At 70.1% G+C, this 17,722-nt stretch carries 16 protein-coding genes; 7 read left to right on the top strand and 9 right to left on the bottom strand.

The features are described from left to right. Positions 1-124: 124 nt before the first annotated feature. From J2P76_RS01365 to J2P76_RS01335, 7 genes are read right to left on the bottom strand one after another with little or no spacing between them, the layout of a single operon-like run. On the bottom strand, positions 125-1,126 hold the full coding sequence (locus J2P76_RS01365) for a Bug family tripartite tricarboxylate transporter substrate binding protein (RefSeq protein WP_431603373.1): 1,002 nt from the start codon (positions 1,124-1,126) through the stop codon (positions 125-127). Between the two features lie 38 nt (positions 1,127-1,164). Beyond that, a complete protein-coding gene (locus tag J2P76_RS01360) occupies positions 1,165-2,166 on the bottom strand; it encodes a tripartite tricarboxylate transporter substrate-binding protein (RefSeq protein WP_207403969.1) in 1,002 nt (333 codons plus the stop codon). Between the two features lie 35 nt (positions 2,167-2,201). After that, positions 2,202-3,446, bottom strand: coding sequence for a CaiB/BaiF CoA transferase family protein (locus tag J2P76_RS01355; RefSeq protein WP_207403968.1), 1,245 nt, complete (start codon positions 3,444-3,446; stop codon positions 2,202-2,204). A 4-nt stretch (positions 3,447-3,450) separates the two neighbouring features. Beyond that, on the bottom strand, positions 3,451-4,587 hold the full coding sequence (locus tag J2P76_RS01350; protein WP_207403966.1) for an acyl-CoA dehydrogenase family protein: 1,137 nt from the start codon (positions 4,585-4,587) through the stop codon (positions 3,451-3,453). 12 nt (positions 4,588-4,599) lie between these two features. Continuing rightward, complete coding sequence (locus tag J2P76_RS01345; protein WP_207403965.1) at positions 4,600-5,796, bottom strand: acyl-CoA dehydrogenase family protein; 1,197 nt, start codon at positions 5,794-5,796, stop codon at positions 4,600-4,602. A 14-nt stretch (positions 5,797-5,810) separates the two neighbouring features. Then, positions 5,811-6,992 carry an acetyl-CoA C-acyltransferase gene (locus J2P76_RS01340; RefSeq protein ID WP_207403964.1) on the bottom strand — a complete coding sequence of 394 codons (1,182 nt, stop codon included), beginning with the start codon at positions 6,990-6,992 and terminating at the stop codon, positions 5,811-5,813. A gap of 32 nt (positions 6,993-7,024) precedes the next feature. Then, positions 7,025-9,145 carry a 3-hydroxyacyl-CoA dehydrogenase NAD-binding domain-containing protein gene (locus J2P76_RS01335; RefSeq protein ID WP_207403963.1) on the bottom strand — a complete coding sequence of 707 codons (2,121 nt, stop codon included), beginning with the start codon at positions 9,143-9,145 and terminating at the stop codon, positions 7,025-7,027. Between the two features lie 144 nt (positions 9,146-9,289). On the opposite strand from J2P76_RS01335, the gene J2P76_RS01330 reads away from it, so the two are divergent. Further along, positions 9,290-10,213 carry a LysR family transcriptional regulator gene (locus J2P76_RS01330; RefSeq protein WP_207403962.1) on the top strand — a complete coding sequence of 308 codons (924 nt, stop codon included), beginning with the start codon at positions 9,290-9,292 and terminating at the stop codon, positions 10,211-10,213. Positions 10,214-10,345: 132 nt separating this feature from the next. On the opposite strand, the gene J2P76_RS01325 is transcribed toward J2P76_RS01330, so the two are convergent. Beyond that, complete coding sequence (locus J2P76_RS01325; protein WP_207403961.1) at positions 10,346-11,608, bottom strand: allantoate amidohydrolase; 1,263 nt, start codon at positions 11,606-11,608, stop codon at positions 10,346-10,348. Positions 11,609-11,779: 171 nt separating this feature from the next. Between J2P76_RS01325 and J2P76_RS01320 the strand changes: the two genes are divergently transcribed. The 3 genes from J2P76_RS01320 (at position 11,780) to J2P76_RS23725 (ending at position 13,800) form a co-directional block, all read left to right on the top strand. After that, a complete protein-coding gene (locus tag J2P76_RS01320) occupies positions 11,780-12,130 on the top strand; it encodes a GFA family protein (RefSeq protein WP_207403960.1) in 351 nt (116 codons plus the stop codon). Positions 12,131-12,217: 87 nt separating this feature from the next. Next, positions 12,218-13,501, top strand: coding sequence for an MFS transporter (locus tag J2P76_RS01315; protein ID WP_207403958.1), 1,284 nt, complete (start codon positions 12,218-12,220; stop codon positions 13,499-13,501). Positions 13,502-13,665: 164 nt separating this feature from the next. After that, complete coding sequence (locus tag J2P76_RS23725; protein ID WP_278253079.1) at positions 13,666-13,800, top strand: hypothetical protein; 135 nt, start codon at positions 13,666-13,668, stop codon at positions 13,798-13,800. Positions 13,801-13,824: 24 nt separating this feature from the next. Here J2P76_RS23725 and J2P76_RS01310 read toward each other — a convergent pair whose 3' ends face one another. Beyond that, entirely contained in the window at positions 13,825-15,072 is a 1,248-nt protein-coding gene (locus J2P76_RS01310; RefSeq protein ID WP_207403957.1) for an MFS transporter, read from the bottom strand. 163 nt (positions 15,073-15,235) lie between these two features. Here J2P76_RS01310 and garD point away from each other — a divergent pair, with 163 nt between their 5' ends. The 3 genes from garD to J2P76_RS01295 are packed head-to-tail and all read left to right on the top strand — an operon-like array spanning position 15,236 to position 17,717. After that, entirely contained in the window at positions 15,236-16,798 is a 1,563-nt protein-coding gene (garD, locus tag J2P76_RS01305) for a galactarate dehydratase (RefSeq protein ID WP_207403956.1), read from the top strand. Then, on the top strand, positions 16,795-17,475 hold the full coding sequence (locus J2P76_RS01300; protein ID WP_207403955.1) for a GNAT family N-acetyltransferase: 681 nt from the start codon (positions 16,795-16,797) through the stop codon (positions 17,473-17,475). The genes garD and J2P76_RS01300 overlap by 4 nt, the downstream gene beginning before the upstream one ends. Before the next feature lie 23 nt (positions 17,476-17,498). Beyond that, positions 17,499-17,717 (top strand): SlyX family protein, encoded by a 219-nt coding sequence (locus tag J2P76_RS01295; RefSeq protein ID WP_207403954.1) that lies wholly within the window; start codon positions 17,499-17,501, stop codon positions 17,715-17,717. Positions 17,718-17,722: the final 5 nt, after the last annotated feature.

Genomic DNA, 17,722 nt, shown 5'->3' with positions numbered 1-17,722 from the left:
GTGGTGGTGGCCGGATCGGGCCGTCGTGCTGCGCGGCCCTTGCCGGTGAAGCCGGCGCGCCATGCGGGCGCCGGCGGGAACGCGCCGCTTGTGGCGGACGTATCCGGTTTGCGGGGGCGGACCCTTATTCGGCCGTCATGCCCTTGTCGCGCGCGAGCGCGCCCCATTTTTCATAATCGTTGGCAATGCGCCGGGCCATGCCGGACGCCGGTTCGAAGTGCGCGATGGTGCCGGCGTTGATCAGTTTCTTCTGCAGCGCGGGGTCGGCCAGCACGGCTTCGAGTTCGCGGTCCAGGCGCTCTATGACCGGCGCCGGCGTGCCCAGCGGGGCCAGCAGGCCGCCCCACGACACCGCGTCGAAACCGGCGAACCCCTGTTCGGCGATGGTGGGCACGTCGGGCAGCACCGACACGCGGGTGGGTGAGCCCACCGCCAGCGCGCGCAGCTTGCCGGACTGAATGTGCGGCAGGGCGGCGACCAGGTCGGCGTACATCATGGGCACCTGCCCGCCGATGGTGTCGGTGATGGCCGGCACGCCGCCCTTGTAGGCTACGTGCTGCATCTTGAAGCCGCCCACATCCTGCAGCAGTTCCATGGTCATGTGGCCGAAGCTGCCGGCCCCCGAACTGGCGTAATTGAGTTCGCCAGGATGGGCGCGCGCGTAGTCGGCCAATTGCGTCAGGGTGGTGATGCCGGGCAGTTTCTGCGGATTGACCACCACCACGATGGGCAGGTCGTACACCGTGGCCACGGGCTGGAAATCCCGGGGCGTTTCGTAGCCGGTGTTCTTGTAGAAGAACGGCGCGAACAGCGTGGGCGTGGCCAGCATCATCAGCGTGTAGCCGTCGGCCGGCGCGCGCCTGAGCTGGTTGGCGGCGATCGAGCCCGAGGCGCCGGGGCGGTTTTCCACGATGACCGGCTGCTGCAGGCGCGCCTCAAGCTGCTGGCCGACCAGGCGCGAGGCCACGTCGGTGGGGCCGCCGGGCGGGAAAGGCACGATCAGCCTGATGGGCTGGCTGGGATACGGCTGGGCGGCGAAGGCGCCGGCCGCCAGGAGGCTGGCCGCCAGGGCCAGGACGGCGCGCCGGGCCATGGCCGGCAAGGCGGGGGGAAAGCAAGTACGCATGGGTGGAGGTCTGTAGTACGAGTGGATAGCGTGAATGATCAGTCGATGCGCGCGTCCGCGATCTTGACCAGCTCTTTCCAGATGGGCACGTCGCGCGCATAGGCCCTGGAAAATTCCGCCGGCGTGTTGAACACGGGAATGAAGCCTGCGCCCGTGATGTGCTCTTGCACCTTGGTGTCTTTGGCGGCTTCCAGCAGGGCGGCATGCACGGTGTCGACGATGTCTTGTGGCGTGCCGGCGGGGGCTGCCATGCCCACCCAGCCGAAGATGGCGTAGGCATCGTCGGCGACGCCCTGTTCATGAATGGTGGGCAGGTCGGGCAGTACCACCATGCGCTGCGTGCCCGTGACGCCGATGGCCTTGAGGCGGCCGTTCTCGATGAATGGCCTGGTGTTCTGGGCGCTGGAGAAGCACACCTGCAATTGACCGCCGATCAGGTCCTGGATCATGGGCGCCTCGCCCTTGTAGGCCACATGCACCATGTCGGCATGAGTGGTCTTGCTCATGTAGGCGCCGGCCAGGTGCGCGTAAGAGCCCACCCCCCAGCTGCCGTACGACACCTTGCCGGGGTTGGCCCCGATCCAGGCCAGCAGTTCCCGCATGTTGCCGGCAGGCACCGACGGATGCACCACCAGCGTCACCGGGGCCGCGGCGATCTGCGACAGCATCAGCAGGTCGGCCTGCGGGTTGTAGGCCATCCTGGCGTACAGGAACTGGTTGATGAGCAGCGACGTGCTGAGCGATACCGTGAAGGTGTAGCCGTCGGGGGCGGCCTTGGCTACCTGGTCCGTTCCAAGCATGCCGGCGGCGCCGCTCTTGTTTTCCACCAGGATGGGCTGCCCCAGGGTCTTGGACATGGACGCGGCCAGCACGCGGGCCACGGTGTCGGTGGCGCCGCCCGGATTGAACGGCACGATGAAGCGGATGGGCTTGGCGGGGTAGCCTTCCCTGGCCCAGGCTACCCGCCCTGTCAACAGGCAGGCGCCGGCGGAGGCGATTCCCTGCAGGGCCTTGCGGCGGTCGATGTGTGGTGCTTTCACGGCGGATTCCTTCAAGAAGGCAAGATCGGCGGGCTTCAACCCCTGGGCAAGGTCAGGATGCCTTGCGTCTGCAGGGCTTCGAGCTGCGCATCGTTCATTTGCAGCAGTTGCTGCAGCACGTCGCGCGTGCCTTCGCCCAGCGTGGGCGGGGCGTGGCGGATGGGCAGGCGCTGCCCGTCCAGGCGGTACGGCGGCGCATAGACGTGCGTCGTGCCCGCGACCGGATGCCGCATTTCCCGCAGCAGGCCGCCCTGGCGCGTGCGTTCGCTGGTCAGGGCCTGGTGCAGGCCCAGCACCTCGCCGCAGGGAATGCCGCAGTCGGTCAGCCGCTGCAGCAGCACGCCGCGCGGAAACTCGCGCAGCAGCGCCGTCACCATGGGCAGCAGGGTCAGGCGGTTCTTGGCGCGGTCGACATTGGTGGCGTAGCGGGGGTCTTCGACGATGTCGGGGCGCATGACCACCTTGCGGCAGAACTTGTCGAACTGCGCATTGGTGCCCACCGCCACGATCAGCGGGCCGTCGGCGGCTTCGAACATGCCGTAGGGCACGATGGACGGATGGGCATTGCCGTAGCGCTGCGGGTCGCGGCCCAGCAGCATGGCGTCCAGCCCGTAGTAGCTGGCGATCATGATGCCGCAGTCGTACAGCGCCATTTCGATCAGCCGCCCGCGGCCGGTGCGCTCGCGGCGGAACAGCGCGGCCAGCACGGCCTGCGCGGCGTACATGCCCGTCATCATGTCGACCGCGGCCACGCCGAACTTCAGCGGCGGCTGGCTGGCCTCGCCGTTGATCGCCATGATGCCGGACTCGCCCTGTATGACCAGGTCGTAGCCGGGGCGTGCGGCCTCGGGGCCGGCGCTGTTGTAGCCGGAGATCGCGCAGTAGACCAGGCCGGGCCTGACGGCTTTGAGCTGTTCGTAGCCCAGGCCCAGTTTTTCGGCGCCGCCGCTCTTGAAGTTGTGGATTACGACGTCGAACTGCGGCAGCAGGCTGTAGATGATGTCCACGCCTTCCCGGGACTGCAGGTCCAGGGTAATGGACCGCTTGTTGCGGTTCATGCTGTTGTAGTAGGTGGTTTCGGTGCTGCCCACGCGCATGCCCCAGTCGCGGGTGTCGTCGCCGCGCACGGGGTGTTCGACCTTGATGACCTCGGCCCCGAAATCGGCCAGCACCTGGCCGCACAGCGGGCCGGCGAACACGCGGGACAGGTCCAGTACCCGGACCCCTTCCAGGGGAAAGTCGGGGCCGTCGGCGGGCGGGGGCGGGGTGTCGGTGCTCATGGCGTCAGTCCTGGGGAGCCAGCGCGATGAAGCGCGCCAGGTGGTGGTCTTCGTCGCCCAGCTGGTGGTCGATCATGACCAGGCGCTTGGCGTAGTGGGCCAGGGGCAATTCCCAGGTCATGCCGATGCCGCCGTGCAGCTGGATGCATTCTTCGGCCACCAGGATGCCCACGCGGCCGATGGTGGCCTTGGCGGCCGACAGGGCGCGTTCGCGGGTGGCGCGGTCGGCGTGGCCGAGCTGCGCGGCGGCGTTGATGACGGCCGAGCGCGCCTGTTCGATTTCGAGCAGCACATCGGCCATGCGGTGCTGCAGGGCCTGGAAGCGGCCGATGGGCACGCCGAACTGCTTGCGCGTCTGCAGGTATTCGAGCGTGGCGTCGCGCGCGGCGTCCATGGCGCCGACCGCTTCGGCGCACAGCGCCAGCAGGCCCTTGCCGATGCTGCGTTCGAGTACGGCATGCCCCGTGCCCGGCTGGCCCAGCAGCGCATCGGCGCCGACCCGCACGCCGGCCAGCGCCAGGTCGCCGGCGCGGCCGCCGTCGATCAGCGGGTAGCCCTGCACCTGCAGGCCGGGTGTGCCGGCCGCCACCAGGAACAGCGAAATGCCGTCGGCATCGCCCGGGCTGCCGGCGGTGCGCGCCGACACCACGAACAGGCCGGCATGCTCGGCCTGGGCGACCACGGCCTTGGCGCCGTCGAGCAGCCAGCCGTCGCCGTCGGGCCGCGCGCGCGTCTCGACCTGCGCCAGCTCGTAGCCGGCCTGCGGCTCGGCATGGGCCAGGGCCACGATGGCGGACCCGGCCAGCAGGCCTTCGAGCACTTGCTTTTGCGCCGGCGTGCCGGCGGCGGCAATGGCGTCGCCGGCCATCAGCGCGTCGAGGAAGGGTTCCACCACCAGGCCGCGGCCCAGGGCTTCGAACACCACGGCAATGTCGAAGCCGCTGCCGCCCAGGCCGCCATCGGCTTCGTCGAACAGCGCGCCGATGGCGCCCAGTTCGGCGTAGCGCTGCCAGAATTCGGCGCTGTAGCCTTCCGGCGAGCCCGCGACGCGGTCGCGCACCGCGAACCCGTATTGCTCGGCCACGAAGCGTTTCAACATGTCCGACAGCATGCGCCGGTCTTCGGTATGGTCGAAATTCATGCTGCTTGTTCCTTACAGTCCCAGGATCATCTTCGAGATGATGTTCTTCTGGATTTCGTTCGAGCCGCCGAAGATCGACAGCTTGCGGTAGTTGAAATACTGGGCGGCCGCGCTGTCGGCACCGGCCGGGCCGATGCGCGGGCCGGCGTAGCCGTCTTCCAGCGCCTGCGCCATGTAGGGGCGCGCGTAGATGCCCATGGCGCGGCGGTTCAGCGCGGTGATTTCCTGGCGGATCTGGGTGCCGCGGATCTTCAGCATCGAGCTTTCGGCGCCGGGCGCTCCGCCGTTGGCGGCCGCGGCCAGCACGCGCAGGTTGGTGATGCGCATGTTGTCGAGCTCGATCTCGACGCGCGCCAGCCGCGCCGCGAAGGCCGGGTCTTGCGCCAGCGGCTTGCCGTTCCTGACCTGGCGCGCGGCCACGGCCTTGAGCTGCAGCAGGGCGGCGGTGGACAGCCCCACGCCGGCGATGTTGGTGCGCTCGTAGGTCAGCAGGTACTTGGCGCAAGACCAGCCGCGGTTTTCTTCGCCCACCAGGTTGGCGGCCGGCACGCGCACGTCGGAAAAGAACACTTCGTTGACTTCGTGCTCGCCGTCCAGGGTGATGATGGGCCGCACCTCGATGCCGGGCGTGTTCATGTCGATGAGCAGGAAGCTGATGCCTTCCTGCGGCTTGCCTTCGCTGCGGGTGCGCACCAGGCAGAAGATCATGTTGGCGTGCTGGCCGAGCGTGGTCCAGGTTTTCTGGCCGTTGACGATGTAGTGGTCGCCGTCGCGCACCGCGCTGGTCTTGAGCGAGGCCAGGTCGGAACCCGCGCCGGGCTCGGAATAGCCCTGGCACCACCAGTCGGCGCCGTTCAGGATACGCGGCAGCCAGTGGCGCTTTTGGGCTTCGTTGCCGTACTTGATCAGCACCGGCCCCAGCATGCTCAGGCCGAAGGGCACGATGCGCGGGGCATGGGCCAGGGCGCATTCGTTTTCGAAGATGAACTTCTGCACGGCGGTCCAGCCGGTGCCGCCGTATTCGCGCGGCCAGTGGCTGGCCAGCCAGCCGCGCGCGTTCAGGATGGCATGCCAGGCCTCCATGTCGGCCTTGGACAGGTGCCGGTTTTCGCGCACCTTGCGCGCCAGGCCGTCCGGCAGCTCGGCGGCCAGGAAGGCGCGCACTTCGGCGCGGAAGGATTCTTCTTCGGGGGTGAAATTCAGGTCCATGGAGGGTCTCGCGCTTAATAGATTTCGAACAGGCCGGCCGCACCCATGCCGCCGCCCACGCACATGGTGACCACGGCATGGCGCGCGCCGCGCCGGCGGCCTTCGATAAGAATGTGGCCGGCCAGCCGCGCGCCCGTGACGCCGAACGGGTGGCCCAGCGAAATGGCGCCGCCGTCGACGTTGAGTTTTTCCGGCGGAATGCCCAGGGTCTGCTGGCAGTACAGCGCCTGCGAGGCGAAGGCTTCGTTCAGTTCCCAGAGATCGATATCGTCGACCTTCAGGCCGTGGCGCGCCAGCAGGCGCGGCACCGCATAGACCGGCCCGATGCCCATTTCATCGGGCTCGCAGCCCGCGACGGCCAGGCCGCGGAAGGCGCCCAGCGGCTGCAGGCCGGCGCGTTCGGCGTCGCGCGCTTCCATCAGGACGCAGGCCGCGGCGCCGTCGGACAGCTGCGAGGCATTGCCGGCCGTGATGAACTGGCCGGGGCCGCGCACGGGTTCCAGCCGGGCCAGGCTTTCGTAGGTGGTGCCGGGCCGGTTGCAGGTGTCGGCATCGAGCGTGACTTCGCGCTGCGTGACCGTGCCCGTGGCCTTGTCGGTAACCGCCATGGTGGTGGTGACGGCAATGATTTCGTCGCGGTAGCGCCCGGCCGCCTGCGCCTCGGCGGTGCGCCGCTGGCTTTCCACGCTGAAGCGGTCTTGCGCTTCGCGGCTGATGCCGTACCGCGCGGCCACGATATCGGCCGTTTCGATCATGGGCAGGTACAGTTCCGGCTTGTGCTGCAGCGTCCATGGGTCGATGCCAGCGTTGGGGTCGTCGCGGGTGCGGATGTGCGATACCGATTCGACGCCGCCGGCGATCATGGCCGGCGCGCCGTCCATGACGATGCGGGCGGCGGCGCTGGCGATGGCCTGCAGGCCCGACGCGCAAAAGCGGTTCACGGTGGCGCCGGCCACGCTGGTGGGCAGGCCGGCGCGGATCACCGCCTGGCGGCCGATGTTGCGCCCGGTGGTGCCTTCGGGGTAGCCGCAGCCGATGATGGCGTCTTCGATCAGGGCCGGATCGATGCCGGCGCGCTGGACCGCGGCGCGCACCGCGAAGGCCGCCAACGTGGGGCCGGGGGTCAGGTTGAATTCGCCGCGATGGGCCTTGGTGATGGGCGTGCGGGCGGTAGAGACAATGACAGCTTCGCGCATGGGATGGGTTCCGGAGAATAGGGTGAAGCGCTTCAGGCGCGGTTCAGGCTGGCGAAGCCCCGGCCGCTTTCGGCCAGCTCGACCAGCAGCGGCGACGGTTTCCAGAAGTGCGGGTCTTCGTGCGCGAATTCGCGGATGTCGGCCAGGATGCGCGGCAGGCCTACCTGGTCGGCATAGTGCAGCGGCCCGCCGCGAAAGCGCGGAAATCCGTAGCCCGACAGGAACACCACGTCGATGTCCAGCGGACGCAGCGCGATGCCTTCGCGCAGCACGTTGGCGGCTTCGTTGACCATGGCGGCCAGGTAGCGGCGCAGGATGTCTTCCTGCGTGAACGGCCGCGCCGTGACGCCGGCGCGCTGGCGCTCGGCGTCGATGATGGCCAGCACTTCGGGGTCGGGCGTGCCGGTACGCGCGCCGTCGGGGTACAGGTAGAAGCCGCGGCCGGTTTTTTGCCCGAACCAGCCGCGCTCGCACAGCCGGTCGGGGATCTGCACGTAGCGCAGCTTGGGGTCGCGCGTGGCGGCGCGGCGCTTGCGCGTGGCCCAGCCGATGTCGCCGCCGGCCAGGTCGGCCACCTGGTAGGGGCCCATGGGGTAGCCGAAGGCGCGCACCGCGTCGTCGATCTGATAGGGCGAGGCGCCGTCTTCCAGCATCAGGTCGGCGGCCTGGCGGTATACGGCCAGGATGCGGTTGCCGATGAAGCCGTCGCAGACGCCGGCGCGCACCGGCGTCTTGCGCAAGAGGCGCGCCAGTTCGAAGCCGGTGGCCACGGTATCGGGCGCGCTGTGCGCGCCCACCACGATCTCGAGCAGCTTCATGATGTTGGCCGGCGAGAAGAAATGCAGGCCCAGCACGTCGCCCGGCCGGCGCGTGCCGGCGGCGATGCGGTCGATGTCCAGGTACGACGTGTTGGTGGCCAGCACCGCGCCTTGCTTGGCAATGCGGTCGAGCTCGGCGAACACCGCCAGCTTGACGTCCATGTCTTCGAATACGGCTTCGACGATCAGGTCGGCGTCGGCCAGGGCTTCGTACCGGGTGGCGCCGGTATAGCGCGCCATGCGTTCGGCCTTGCCGGCGGCGTCCAGGCGGCCTTTCTTGACCAGCAGGTCGTATACCTGCTCGACGCGGGCGCGGCCGCGCGCCAGGGCTTCGTCGTTCTGTTCCACCATGACGACCGGCAGGCCGGCATCCAGCATGGCCACCGCGATGCCGGCGCCCATGGTGCCGCCGCCGATCACGCCCAGGCGTTGCAGCGGCCGGGGCCGGGCCTGGTGCGTTTCGGGGGCCTTGGCGGTTTCGCGTTCGGCGAAGAAGGCGTGCACCAGCGCCGCGCGCTGCGGGCTGTCGAGGCACTGCAGGAACAGCGCGCGCTCGGTGCGCAGGCCTTCGTCGAAGGGCTGGTCGAGCGCCGCCTGCACGGCATCGACGATTTTGCCGGGCGAGAACAGGCCGCGCGAGCGCGCCTGGACCTGGGCGCGCGCGGCGTCGATGGCTGCCTGCGCGGCCTGGCGGTCGGCCAGCGCGGCTGTGGCGTCGCGGGTGCGGCGCGGGCCGGCGCCCTGCGCCAGCAGTTCGCGCGCGTAGGCCAGGCCGGCGGCCTGCGCGTCGGCGCCGTCGTCCACGCGGTCGATCAGGCCCCATGACAGGGCTTCGTCGGCGCTGGCGTGCCGGCCCGACAGCATCAGGTCGAGCGCGGCCGCGGCGCCCGCCAGGCGGGGCGCGCGCTGCGTGCCGCCGGCGCCGGGCAGCAGGCCCAGGTTGACCTCGGGCAGGCCGAGCCTGGCGCCACGCAGGGCCACGCGATAATGCGCCGCCAGGGCGATTTCCAGGCCGCCGCCCAGCGCGGCGCCATGCAGCGCGGCCACGACGGGCTTGGCGCTGGCTTCGATGGCGTTGCAGACGTCGGGCAGCGCCGGTGGCTGGGGCGGCTTGCCGAATTCGCGGATGTCGGCGCCGGCAATGAAATTGCGGCCGGCGCCCGCCAGCACGATGGCCCGCACGCCGGCATCGGCCTGCGCGGCCTGGACGGCATCCGCCAGGCCGCGGCGCACGTCGGCGCTGAGCGCGTTTACCGGGGGATGGTCGATGGTAAGGACCAGGATGCCGTCGTGCCGCTGCGATGCAACGGCGCCGTGAGGCGCGCGCTCTGCCATGGATGCTGTCTCCGGGGATGCAGGCCATGCGGCCTGTCTGGTGTGGGGCGTGAATATCGCTCTTTATTCTTGATCAGCAAGTTAATCTTGACAATGGCATCAAGAGTTGACAGTGCGTACAAGAAAATTTGACAATCGCCAGTCATGGACACCAAAGCACTGACCTTGCTGGTCGAAATCCTGGATGCCGGCAATCTGAGCGAAGCCGCGCGCCGCCTGAAGATGACGCGCGCCAACGTCAGCTATCACCTGGGGCAGCTGGAACGCGCGGTGGGCATGCAGCTGGTGCGCCGCACCACGCGCCGGGTCGAGCCCACCGAAATCGGCCTGAAGCTGTACCAGCATGGCTGCAGCATCCGCGACGAACTGGCCGCCGCGCACGAGTCCGTCGAGACCCTGGGCAAGACGCCGCAGGGCCGCGTGCGCCTGAGCGTGCCCAGCGGCTATGGGCAGTTCGTGATGTCGCCCTGGCTGCTGGAATTCAAGCGCAACTATCCGGGCATTGTGCTGGACGTGCTGTTCGAGAACAGCGTGGAAGACTTGCTGCGCGAAGAAGTGGATATCGCGGTGCGCATCACATCGGAACCGCCCGGCCACCTGGTGGCGCGCGAACTGGGCAAGGTGCGCTACGTGGCCTGCGCGTCGCCGGCCTATGCGGCGCGGCGCGGGCTGCCGCAGCGGCCCGAGGCGCTGTGCGGCGCGCCGGTGATCAGCGCCGCCGTCATCGGCCGTCCGCTGCGGCTGTCGGCGTACCAGGGCAGCCAGCGCCAGCAGGTGACGCTGGACCCCACCGTGGTGTCGCGCAATTATCCGTTCCTGCGCGATGCCGCGCTGGCGGGGCTGGGGGTGGCGGTGGTGCCCGACTACGTGGTGTACGAAGACGTGGCGCAGGGCAGGCTGCTGACGGCGTTGAACGATTGGCGGCTGAGCATTTTCGGCCGCGGCATGTACTTGCTGTACATGCCCAGCCGCCATCATCCGCGGGCGATTTCCATGCTGATCGAATTCATCCTGGACAAGGCGCACGCGGCGCACGAAGGCCGGCCGGGGTTGCTGCCGGCGCGGTAGGAGGACGGGTGGCAGGTGTCTGACTCCGCAAGGTGTCAGACACCGTGTTGTGGAGACAGTCGCTGCGCACTTCGGTGTCAGGCACCCTGCGGGAGCCTGACACCTGCAAGGCCTGCAGGCCTTGCGGAAACATCACGCCGTTTCGATCTCCGACGCGCAGCGGGCCAGGAAGTCCATCACCGCCTGGCCGGCCAGCTGGGCGTCGGCGGCGGTCATGGTTTCCTGGGGGTTGTGGCTGACGCCGCCGTTGCCGCAGCGCACGAACAGCATGCTGACCGGCACTTTGCGGCCCAGCAGCATGGCGTCGTGGCCGGCGCCCGAGGGCAGATCCAGCACGGACAGGCCTTGCGCGGCCACGGCCTGCCGCCACAGTTCCTGGTGGGCGGGCGAACAGGGCGAGGCGGGCACGCGCATCAGTTCCTGCGAAGTATGTTCGATGCCGCGGCGCGCGCAGATTTCCTGGATGCGCGCATCGATGTCGGCCAGCGCCCGGTCGCGCGCGGCGTCGTGCGCGGCGCGCACGTCCAGGGTCAGGTGGCAGGCGCCGGGAATGACGTTGATCGAGCCGTCCGGCACCTGCAGCATGCCCACGGTGCCGACCAGGCCGGGCTCTTGGCGGCAGCGCGCCTCGACGGCCAGCACGATCTCGGCCGCCGCGCAGGCGGCGTCGCGGCGCAAGTCCATCGGCGTGGTGCCGGCATGGCCGGCCGCGCCCGTCAGCACCAGCTGGCGCCGCACGCAACCGGCGATGGAGGTGACCACGCCCAGCGGCAGGCCGCGCTGCTGCAGCACCGGGCCTTGCTCGATGTGCACCTCGAAGTAATGGTGCAGGCGCGCATCGGCGGCCTGGCCGGCCGCCCGGGCGGGGTCGAGGCCGGCTTCCTGCATGGCCTGGCGCAGCGTGACGCCGCCGGCGTCCTGGCGGTCGAGCTGGGCCGGATCGAACTGGCCGATGTAGGCCGACGACCCCAGAAACGAGCCGCCATAGCGCACGCCTTCTTCTTCGGCGAAGCCGATGACTTCGATGTCGAACGGCAGGCGCCGGCCGCGCCGGTGCAGCTGGGCCACGACCGCGATGGGCAGCAGAATGCCCAGCCGGCCGTCGTACCGGCCGCCATTGCGCACAGTGTCGTAGTGGCTGCCGGTGGCCACCAGCTTCGGATCCGCAATGGCGGCGTCGGCGCGATAGCGGCCGATGACATTGCCCACCGCGTCCTGCCGCACGGTGTCGAAGCCGGCTTGGCGCATCCAGTCTTCCAGCTGCCGCGCGGTGGCGCGGTGCGCGGGCGTCAGGTAGGTGCAGGTCAGGTTGCCGGGATGATCAGACCACTGGGCCAGCGCATCGGCATGGGCCATGACGGGATCGCCGTAGTCGGCGGTGGCGGAAGCAGGCATGGGCGCGCACTATGAGGGTGGATGAGCCTTGCTTATACCACCGCGCGCGGGCGCCGTAGCGGGCAGCGCGCCGGCGCGGTCGGAGTGATCGCGCCCGGTGTAGTCCCGCTGTAGACTCGATGCCATGCCGATATCCGGCGCTGCTGTTTCTTCATTTACCAGGAGACCGTCATGCCGTTCCAGGGTAGCTGCCATTGTGGCGCCGTACGCTTCACCGTCAACGCCGAGCCGCCCGCCTCGGCGATCAGCTGCAACTGTTCGCACTGCCGCCGCAAAGGCTTCCTGCTGAGCTTTTTCCCGGCCGATGTCTTCACGCTGGACGCCGGCGCCGACGACCTGCAGCCCTACCAGTTCAACACCCACAAGATCGACCACCGCTTCTGCCGTCATTGCGGCACCCAGCCCGTGGCCTATGGCGCCAATCCGGATGGCTCGCCGGTGCGGGCGGTGAATCTGCGCTGCGTGCCCAGCATCGACCTGGACGCCCTGACCCTGCAGAAGTACGACGGCGCGTCCCGCTAGGCGCACGATGCTTCGATATGGGCCGCAGCATCGGCGGCCATTTTGCGGGCAGACTCCAGGCCTGGTACCGGTGGCCAGGAAAAGCTAATGCAAAAATCTACGCAGGTGGCGCCGCAGGCGGTTGCGCGGCGCGGTTTCTTTGGATGGCGAGTGGTGGCGGCCGCGTTCACCATTGCGCTGTTCGCATGGGGCATCGGCTTTTACGGGCCGCCCATTTTCATGGGCGTGCTGCACGCTACGCGCGGCTGGTCGGTGGCCCTGGTGTCGTCGGCCATTACGGTGCACTTTCTGTGCGGCGCCGCCCTGGTGGCCAGCCTGGGCACGCTGCACCGGCGCTATGGCGTGGCGGCCGTCACGGGCGCGGGCGCGGTGCTGACGGCGGTGGGGCTGCTGGGCTGGGGCTACGCGCGCGAGCCCTGGCAATTGTTCCTGGCGGTGCTGTTCAGCGGCGCGGGCTGGGCCATGACCAGCGGCGCGGCCCTCAACGCCATGGTGTCGCCCTGGTTCGAGCGCCGCCGGCCCGCGGCGCTGAGCATGGCTTTCAATGGCGCCAGCCTGGGCGGGGTGGTGTTCTCGCCCCTGTGGGTGGCCCTGATCGCCGCCCTGGGATTCGGCTCGGCCGTGGTGGCCGTGGCGGCGGCCATGCTGGTGGTGATAGGCGGGCTGGCCTGGTTCATGCTGCGGCAGACGCCCGCCGCGCTGGGGCTGGCGCCCGATGGCGATGCGGCGCCAGCGGCCCGCGCCGCTGCCCCCGCGCCCGCGGTGCATGCGGCGGCCCTGGACGCGCCGCGCCGCGACCGGCGGCTGCGCACCCTGGCGCTGGGCGCTTCGCTGGGCCTGTTCGCGCAGGTGGGGCTGGTGGCGCACTTGTTTTCGATGCTGGCGCCGGTGCTGGGCAGCGGCGCGGCCGGGGCGGCCATGGGCCTGGCCACCGCCTGCGCCATCGGCGGCCGCCTGGTGCTGGGGCGGGTGATGTCGCCGCGCATGGATCGCCGCCGCGCCGCGGCGTTCAACCTGGGGCTGCAGGCGCTGGGGTCGGCGGTGCTGCTGGGCGCCGGCACGTCGGGCGCCGGCATGGTGCTGGGCTGCTGCCTGTTCGGCATGGGCCTGGGCAACGTGACCTCGCTGCCGCCGCTGATCGCGCAGGCCGATTTCCGGCCGTCGGACGTGGCGCGCGTGGTGGCGTGGGTGACGGCGGCCGGCCAGGCCGGTTATGCGTTCGCGCCCGCGCTGTTCGGCCTGCTGCGCGAATGGGGCGCCGCGTTCGGGCAAGACGGACTGTTGTTCGTGGCGGCGGGGTTGATGCAGCTGGGCGCGGCGGCGGTGCTGCTGGCCGGGCGGCAAGGCCGGCAGGCGGGCGCAGTAGCATAGGTGCTGTGCCCGCATGGGCGGATCCGGGCGCATTCCGGGAAGGGCACTGAGTCTTTGCCGATGACGCGCCGCGCAGCATTCATTATGTGGCGGGCGGGAATTTCTTCGAGACGGGGCGGGGTTCAAGGTGGAGGTGGAACAGCCATAGCTGCTATCCTGCCTGTATGAAGAAAGGCACTGCACTCGCCGTAGGCATTGCCATCGGTGTGGCTATCGGCGTTGCACTGGACAACATCGCCATGGGCATCGGCATCGGCGTGGCGCTGGGTATCGCCATGGGCCTGGAAAGCCGCGACTAGCTGACAGCGGCGCCTGCCCGTATCTCAGGCCGCCGCGGCCGTCTCCACCCCAGCCCCGGGCTGCACCCGCAGCCGCCGCACCGGCGAGCTGAACAGCACGCCGAACTGCACCGCGAACCCCACTGCCATGGCCCACAGGCAGGCGGCCGTGCCATAGCGCGCCGCCAGCAGGGCGCCCAGCGCCGCGCCGACCGGGCGCGCGCCGAAGGTGGCCGTGACGATGATGGCCGATACCCGCCCCAGCATGGCGTTGGGCGTGACCGCCTGGCGCAGCGTGGTGGTGGCGATGGTCCACAGGATGGGCCCGGCGCCGAACAGGAAGAACGCCGCGCCCGCCAGCAGGCCCGACGGCCAGGCCAGGGTGCCCAGCATGAGCGCGGCGGCGGCCAGCGCGGCCAGGGGGCCGGCGGCGATCAGGCCGCCGAACGGCAGGCGGCGCGCCAGGCGCGGCGCGGCCAGGGCGCCCGCGACCATGCCGGCGCCGTAGACGCCCAGCGTCAGGCCGACCTGGGTGGCGCTCAGGGCCAGGGCATCGATGGCGTAGGCCACGTATATTGCCTGCAGGATGAACCAGGCGGTGTTGAAGAAGACCGCGGTGATCAATATGGGCCGCAGCAAAGCATGGGTGGCGACGAAGCGGGCGCCTTCGGCCAGGTCGCGCAGCGGGTGCTGTCGGCGGCGCGGCGGCGCCGGGCTGGCGGGCAGGCCGGCCAGCCGCATCACCGCCAGCACCGACAGGGCGGCGGCCAGCGCGTAGGCCATCGGCGCGCCCATGGCGCCCACCAATGCGCCGCCCACCGCCGGGCCGGCCGCGAAGGCGCTGCTGCGGGCCAGTTCCAGCCAGCGGTTGGCGGCCGCCAGTTGCGCGGCCGGCACCAGCGTGGGCACCAGGGCCGGGGCGGCCACGTTGTAGGCCACGGTGCCGATGGCGCCGGCGAAGCCCAGCGCCGCCAGCCAGGCCAGGTTCAGCGCCTGCCCCCACAGCAATGCCAGCAGGCCCAGCAGCGCCGCGGCGCGCAGGGTTTCGGCCACGGTCATCAGGCCGCGCCGCGAGACGCGATCGGCCAGTACGCCGGCCGGCAGCGACAGCAGCAGGAAGGGCAGGGTCTGCGCGGTTTGCAGGTAGCCGGTCTGCGCGGCGCCGGCGCCCAGCGCCAGCACGGCCACCAGGGGCGCGGCGGCCAGGGCCAGCTGCTCGGAAAACTGCGCGCACAGGTTGGACCAGGCCAGGCGGCGAAAGGCTGGCGGCAGCGGCGGGGCGGGCGTGGGCATGACGGGCGGCCGGTAGCGGGGAAGCGGCCATGCTAGGGGCCGGCAGGCGGGCGCGCCTCCCGTTCGTTGCGGTCTAATTCCGGCCGCCAGGCGGCCTGGCCGGAACTGCGATAATGGCGCATCGGCGGCGCGGTGCCGCCTTGTGTTTTCCAGGACCCCGCGCATGACAGTCGCTGTTCGCCCGCTGTACATCAAAGTCCACGATGCCGACAACGTCGCCATCATCGTCAACGACGGCGGCCTGCCGGCCGGCGCCGAACTGCCCGACGGCCTGGTGTTGCGCGAGGCCATCCCGCAGGGCCACAAGGTGGCGCTGGCCGACCTGGCCCAGGGCGATCCGGTGGTGCGCTACAACGTGACGGTGGGTTACGCGGCCAGGGCGCTGCCGCGCGGCAGCTGGGTCAACGAACGGGTCACCACGATGCCCACGGCCCGCTCGCTGGACGACCTGCCCATGGCCACGCGCGCCGCGCCGGCCATGGCGCCGCTGGAAGGCCATACATTCATGGGCTATCGCAACGCCGACGGATCGGTGGGCACGCGCAATATCCTGGCCATTACCACCACGGTGCAATGCGTGCAGGGCGTGGTCGAGCACGCCGTGCAGCGCATCAAGGCCGAGCTGCTGCCGCGCTACCCCAATGTCGACGACGTGGTGGGCCTGGAACACACGTACGGCTGCGGCGTGGCCATCGACGCGCCGGGCGCGGCGGTGCCGATCCGCACGCTGCGCAATATCAGCCGCAATCCCAATTTCGGCGGCACGGCCATGATGGTGAGCCTGGGCTGCGAAAAGCTGCAGCCCGAGCGCCTGATGCCGACCGGCGCCATACCCATCGCCGCGGGCGCGGGCATGGGCGGCGAGGTGGACACCGTCTGCCTGCAAGACGAGGAAAACGTCGGCTTCGAATCGATGATCCGCGCCATCATGCAAACCGCCGAGAAACACCTGGCCGTGCTGGATTGCCGGCGCCGCGAGCCCTGTCCGGTGTCGGACCTGGTGGTGGGCGTGCAGTGCGGCGGCAGCGACGCGTTTTCGGGGCTGACGGCCAACCCCGCGGTGGGCTATGCGGCCGACCTGGTGGTGCGCGCCGGCGGCACGGTGATGTTCTCGGAAAACACCGAGGTGCGCGACGGCATCGACCAGCTGACAGCGCGCGCCGCTACGCCCGCGGTGGCCGAGGCCCTGGTGCGCGAAATGGACTGGTACGACCGCTACCTGAGCCTGGGCATGGCCGACCGCAGCGCCAATACTTCGCCCGGCAACAAGAAAGGCGGGCTGTCGAATATTGTCGAGAAGGCCATGGGCTCGATCGTGAAGTCGGGCTCGGCGCCGATTTCGGCCGTGCTGTCGCCGGGCGAAAAACTGGACAGCAAGGGCCTGGTGTTCTGCGCCACGCCGGCCAGCGATTTCATCTGCGGCACGCTGCAGCTGGCGGCCGGCATGAACCTGCACATTTTCACCACCGGCCGCGGCACGCCCTATGGCCTGGCGCAGGTGCCGGTGATCAAGGTGGCCACGCGCAGCGACCTGGCGCGCCGCTGGCACGACCTGATGGACGTGGACGCGGGCCGCATCGCCACCGGCGCGGCTTCTATCGAAGAGGTCGGCTGGGAACTGTTCCGCCTGATGCTGGATGTGGCCAGCGGCAAGCAGCAGACCTGCGCCGAGAAACTGAAGCTGCACAACGCGCTGGCGCTGTTCAACCCGGGCCCGGTAACGTGAGCGCCCGGCCGGTGGACCCTTCGGGCAGCCGCGCGGCCACGCCTGCCGCCCGCTTTCCCGAGCGCCTGTGTTTCGTAGGCGACGCGGCGCTGCTCGAACCGCTGGGCGACGCGCATGTGGATGCCTTGTGGCAGGCCGCCCAAGGCGCCGAGGCGTCGTGGCACTACCTGCGCTACGGCCCTTTTGCCAGCCGCGACGCCCTGCAGGCGCAGGTGCGCGAGCTGGCCGGCCGCGCGCACCAGCCGTTCTGGGCGGTGTGTCCGCGCCCGGGCATGGCGGCGCAGGGCTGGCTGTCGCTTTGCGATATCTATCCCGAAGACTCGGCCATCGAAATCGGCAGCATCTGGTTCAGTCCGGCGCTGCAGCGCAGCCGCGCCGCCACCGAGGCGGTGTTCTTGCTGCTGCGCTATGCTTTTGACGGCCTGGGCTACCAGCGCATGGTATGGCGCTGCATGGCCGACAACCAGCCTTCGGCCGGCGCCGCGCGGCGCTACGGGTTCCGGCCGGAAGGCGTCTGGCGTTCGGCGGTGAACGTGAAGGGGCGGCGCGGCGACGTGGCCTGGCATTCGCTGCTGGCCGACGAATGGCCGGCGCGGCGGGCCGCCATGCAGGCCTGGCTGGCGCCGGGCAATTTCGACGCGCAGGGCCGGCCGCTGAGCCGGCTGGCGCGCGACTGACTTCGCTTGGGATGCGGACTTTCATGACTGAACCTGTTGATACCGACCGACGCCTGGCCGACCTGGAAATCAAGCTGGGCCTGGCCGACGATATGCTCGACCAGCTGAACCAGGCGCTGTTCCGCCAGCAGCAGCAGATCGACCGCCTGCTGCGCGAGCTGGCCGAGCTGCGCCAGCAGATGCCTGACGGCGCCGGCGCGGGCTTTCGCAGCCTGCGCGACGAACTGCCGCCGCATTACTGAGCGCG

The sequence above is a fragment of the Bordetella petrii genome (genome assembly GCF_017356245.1).
Lineage (GTDB): Bacteria > Pseudomonadota > Gammaproteobacteria > Burkholderiales > Burkholderiaceae_B > Bordetella_A > Bordetella_A petrii_D.
The sequence above is the reverse complement of the archived record's forward strand: the minus strand, read 5'-3'. Positions and strand labels throughout refer to the sequence as shown.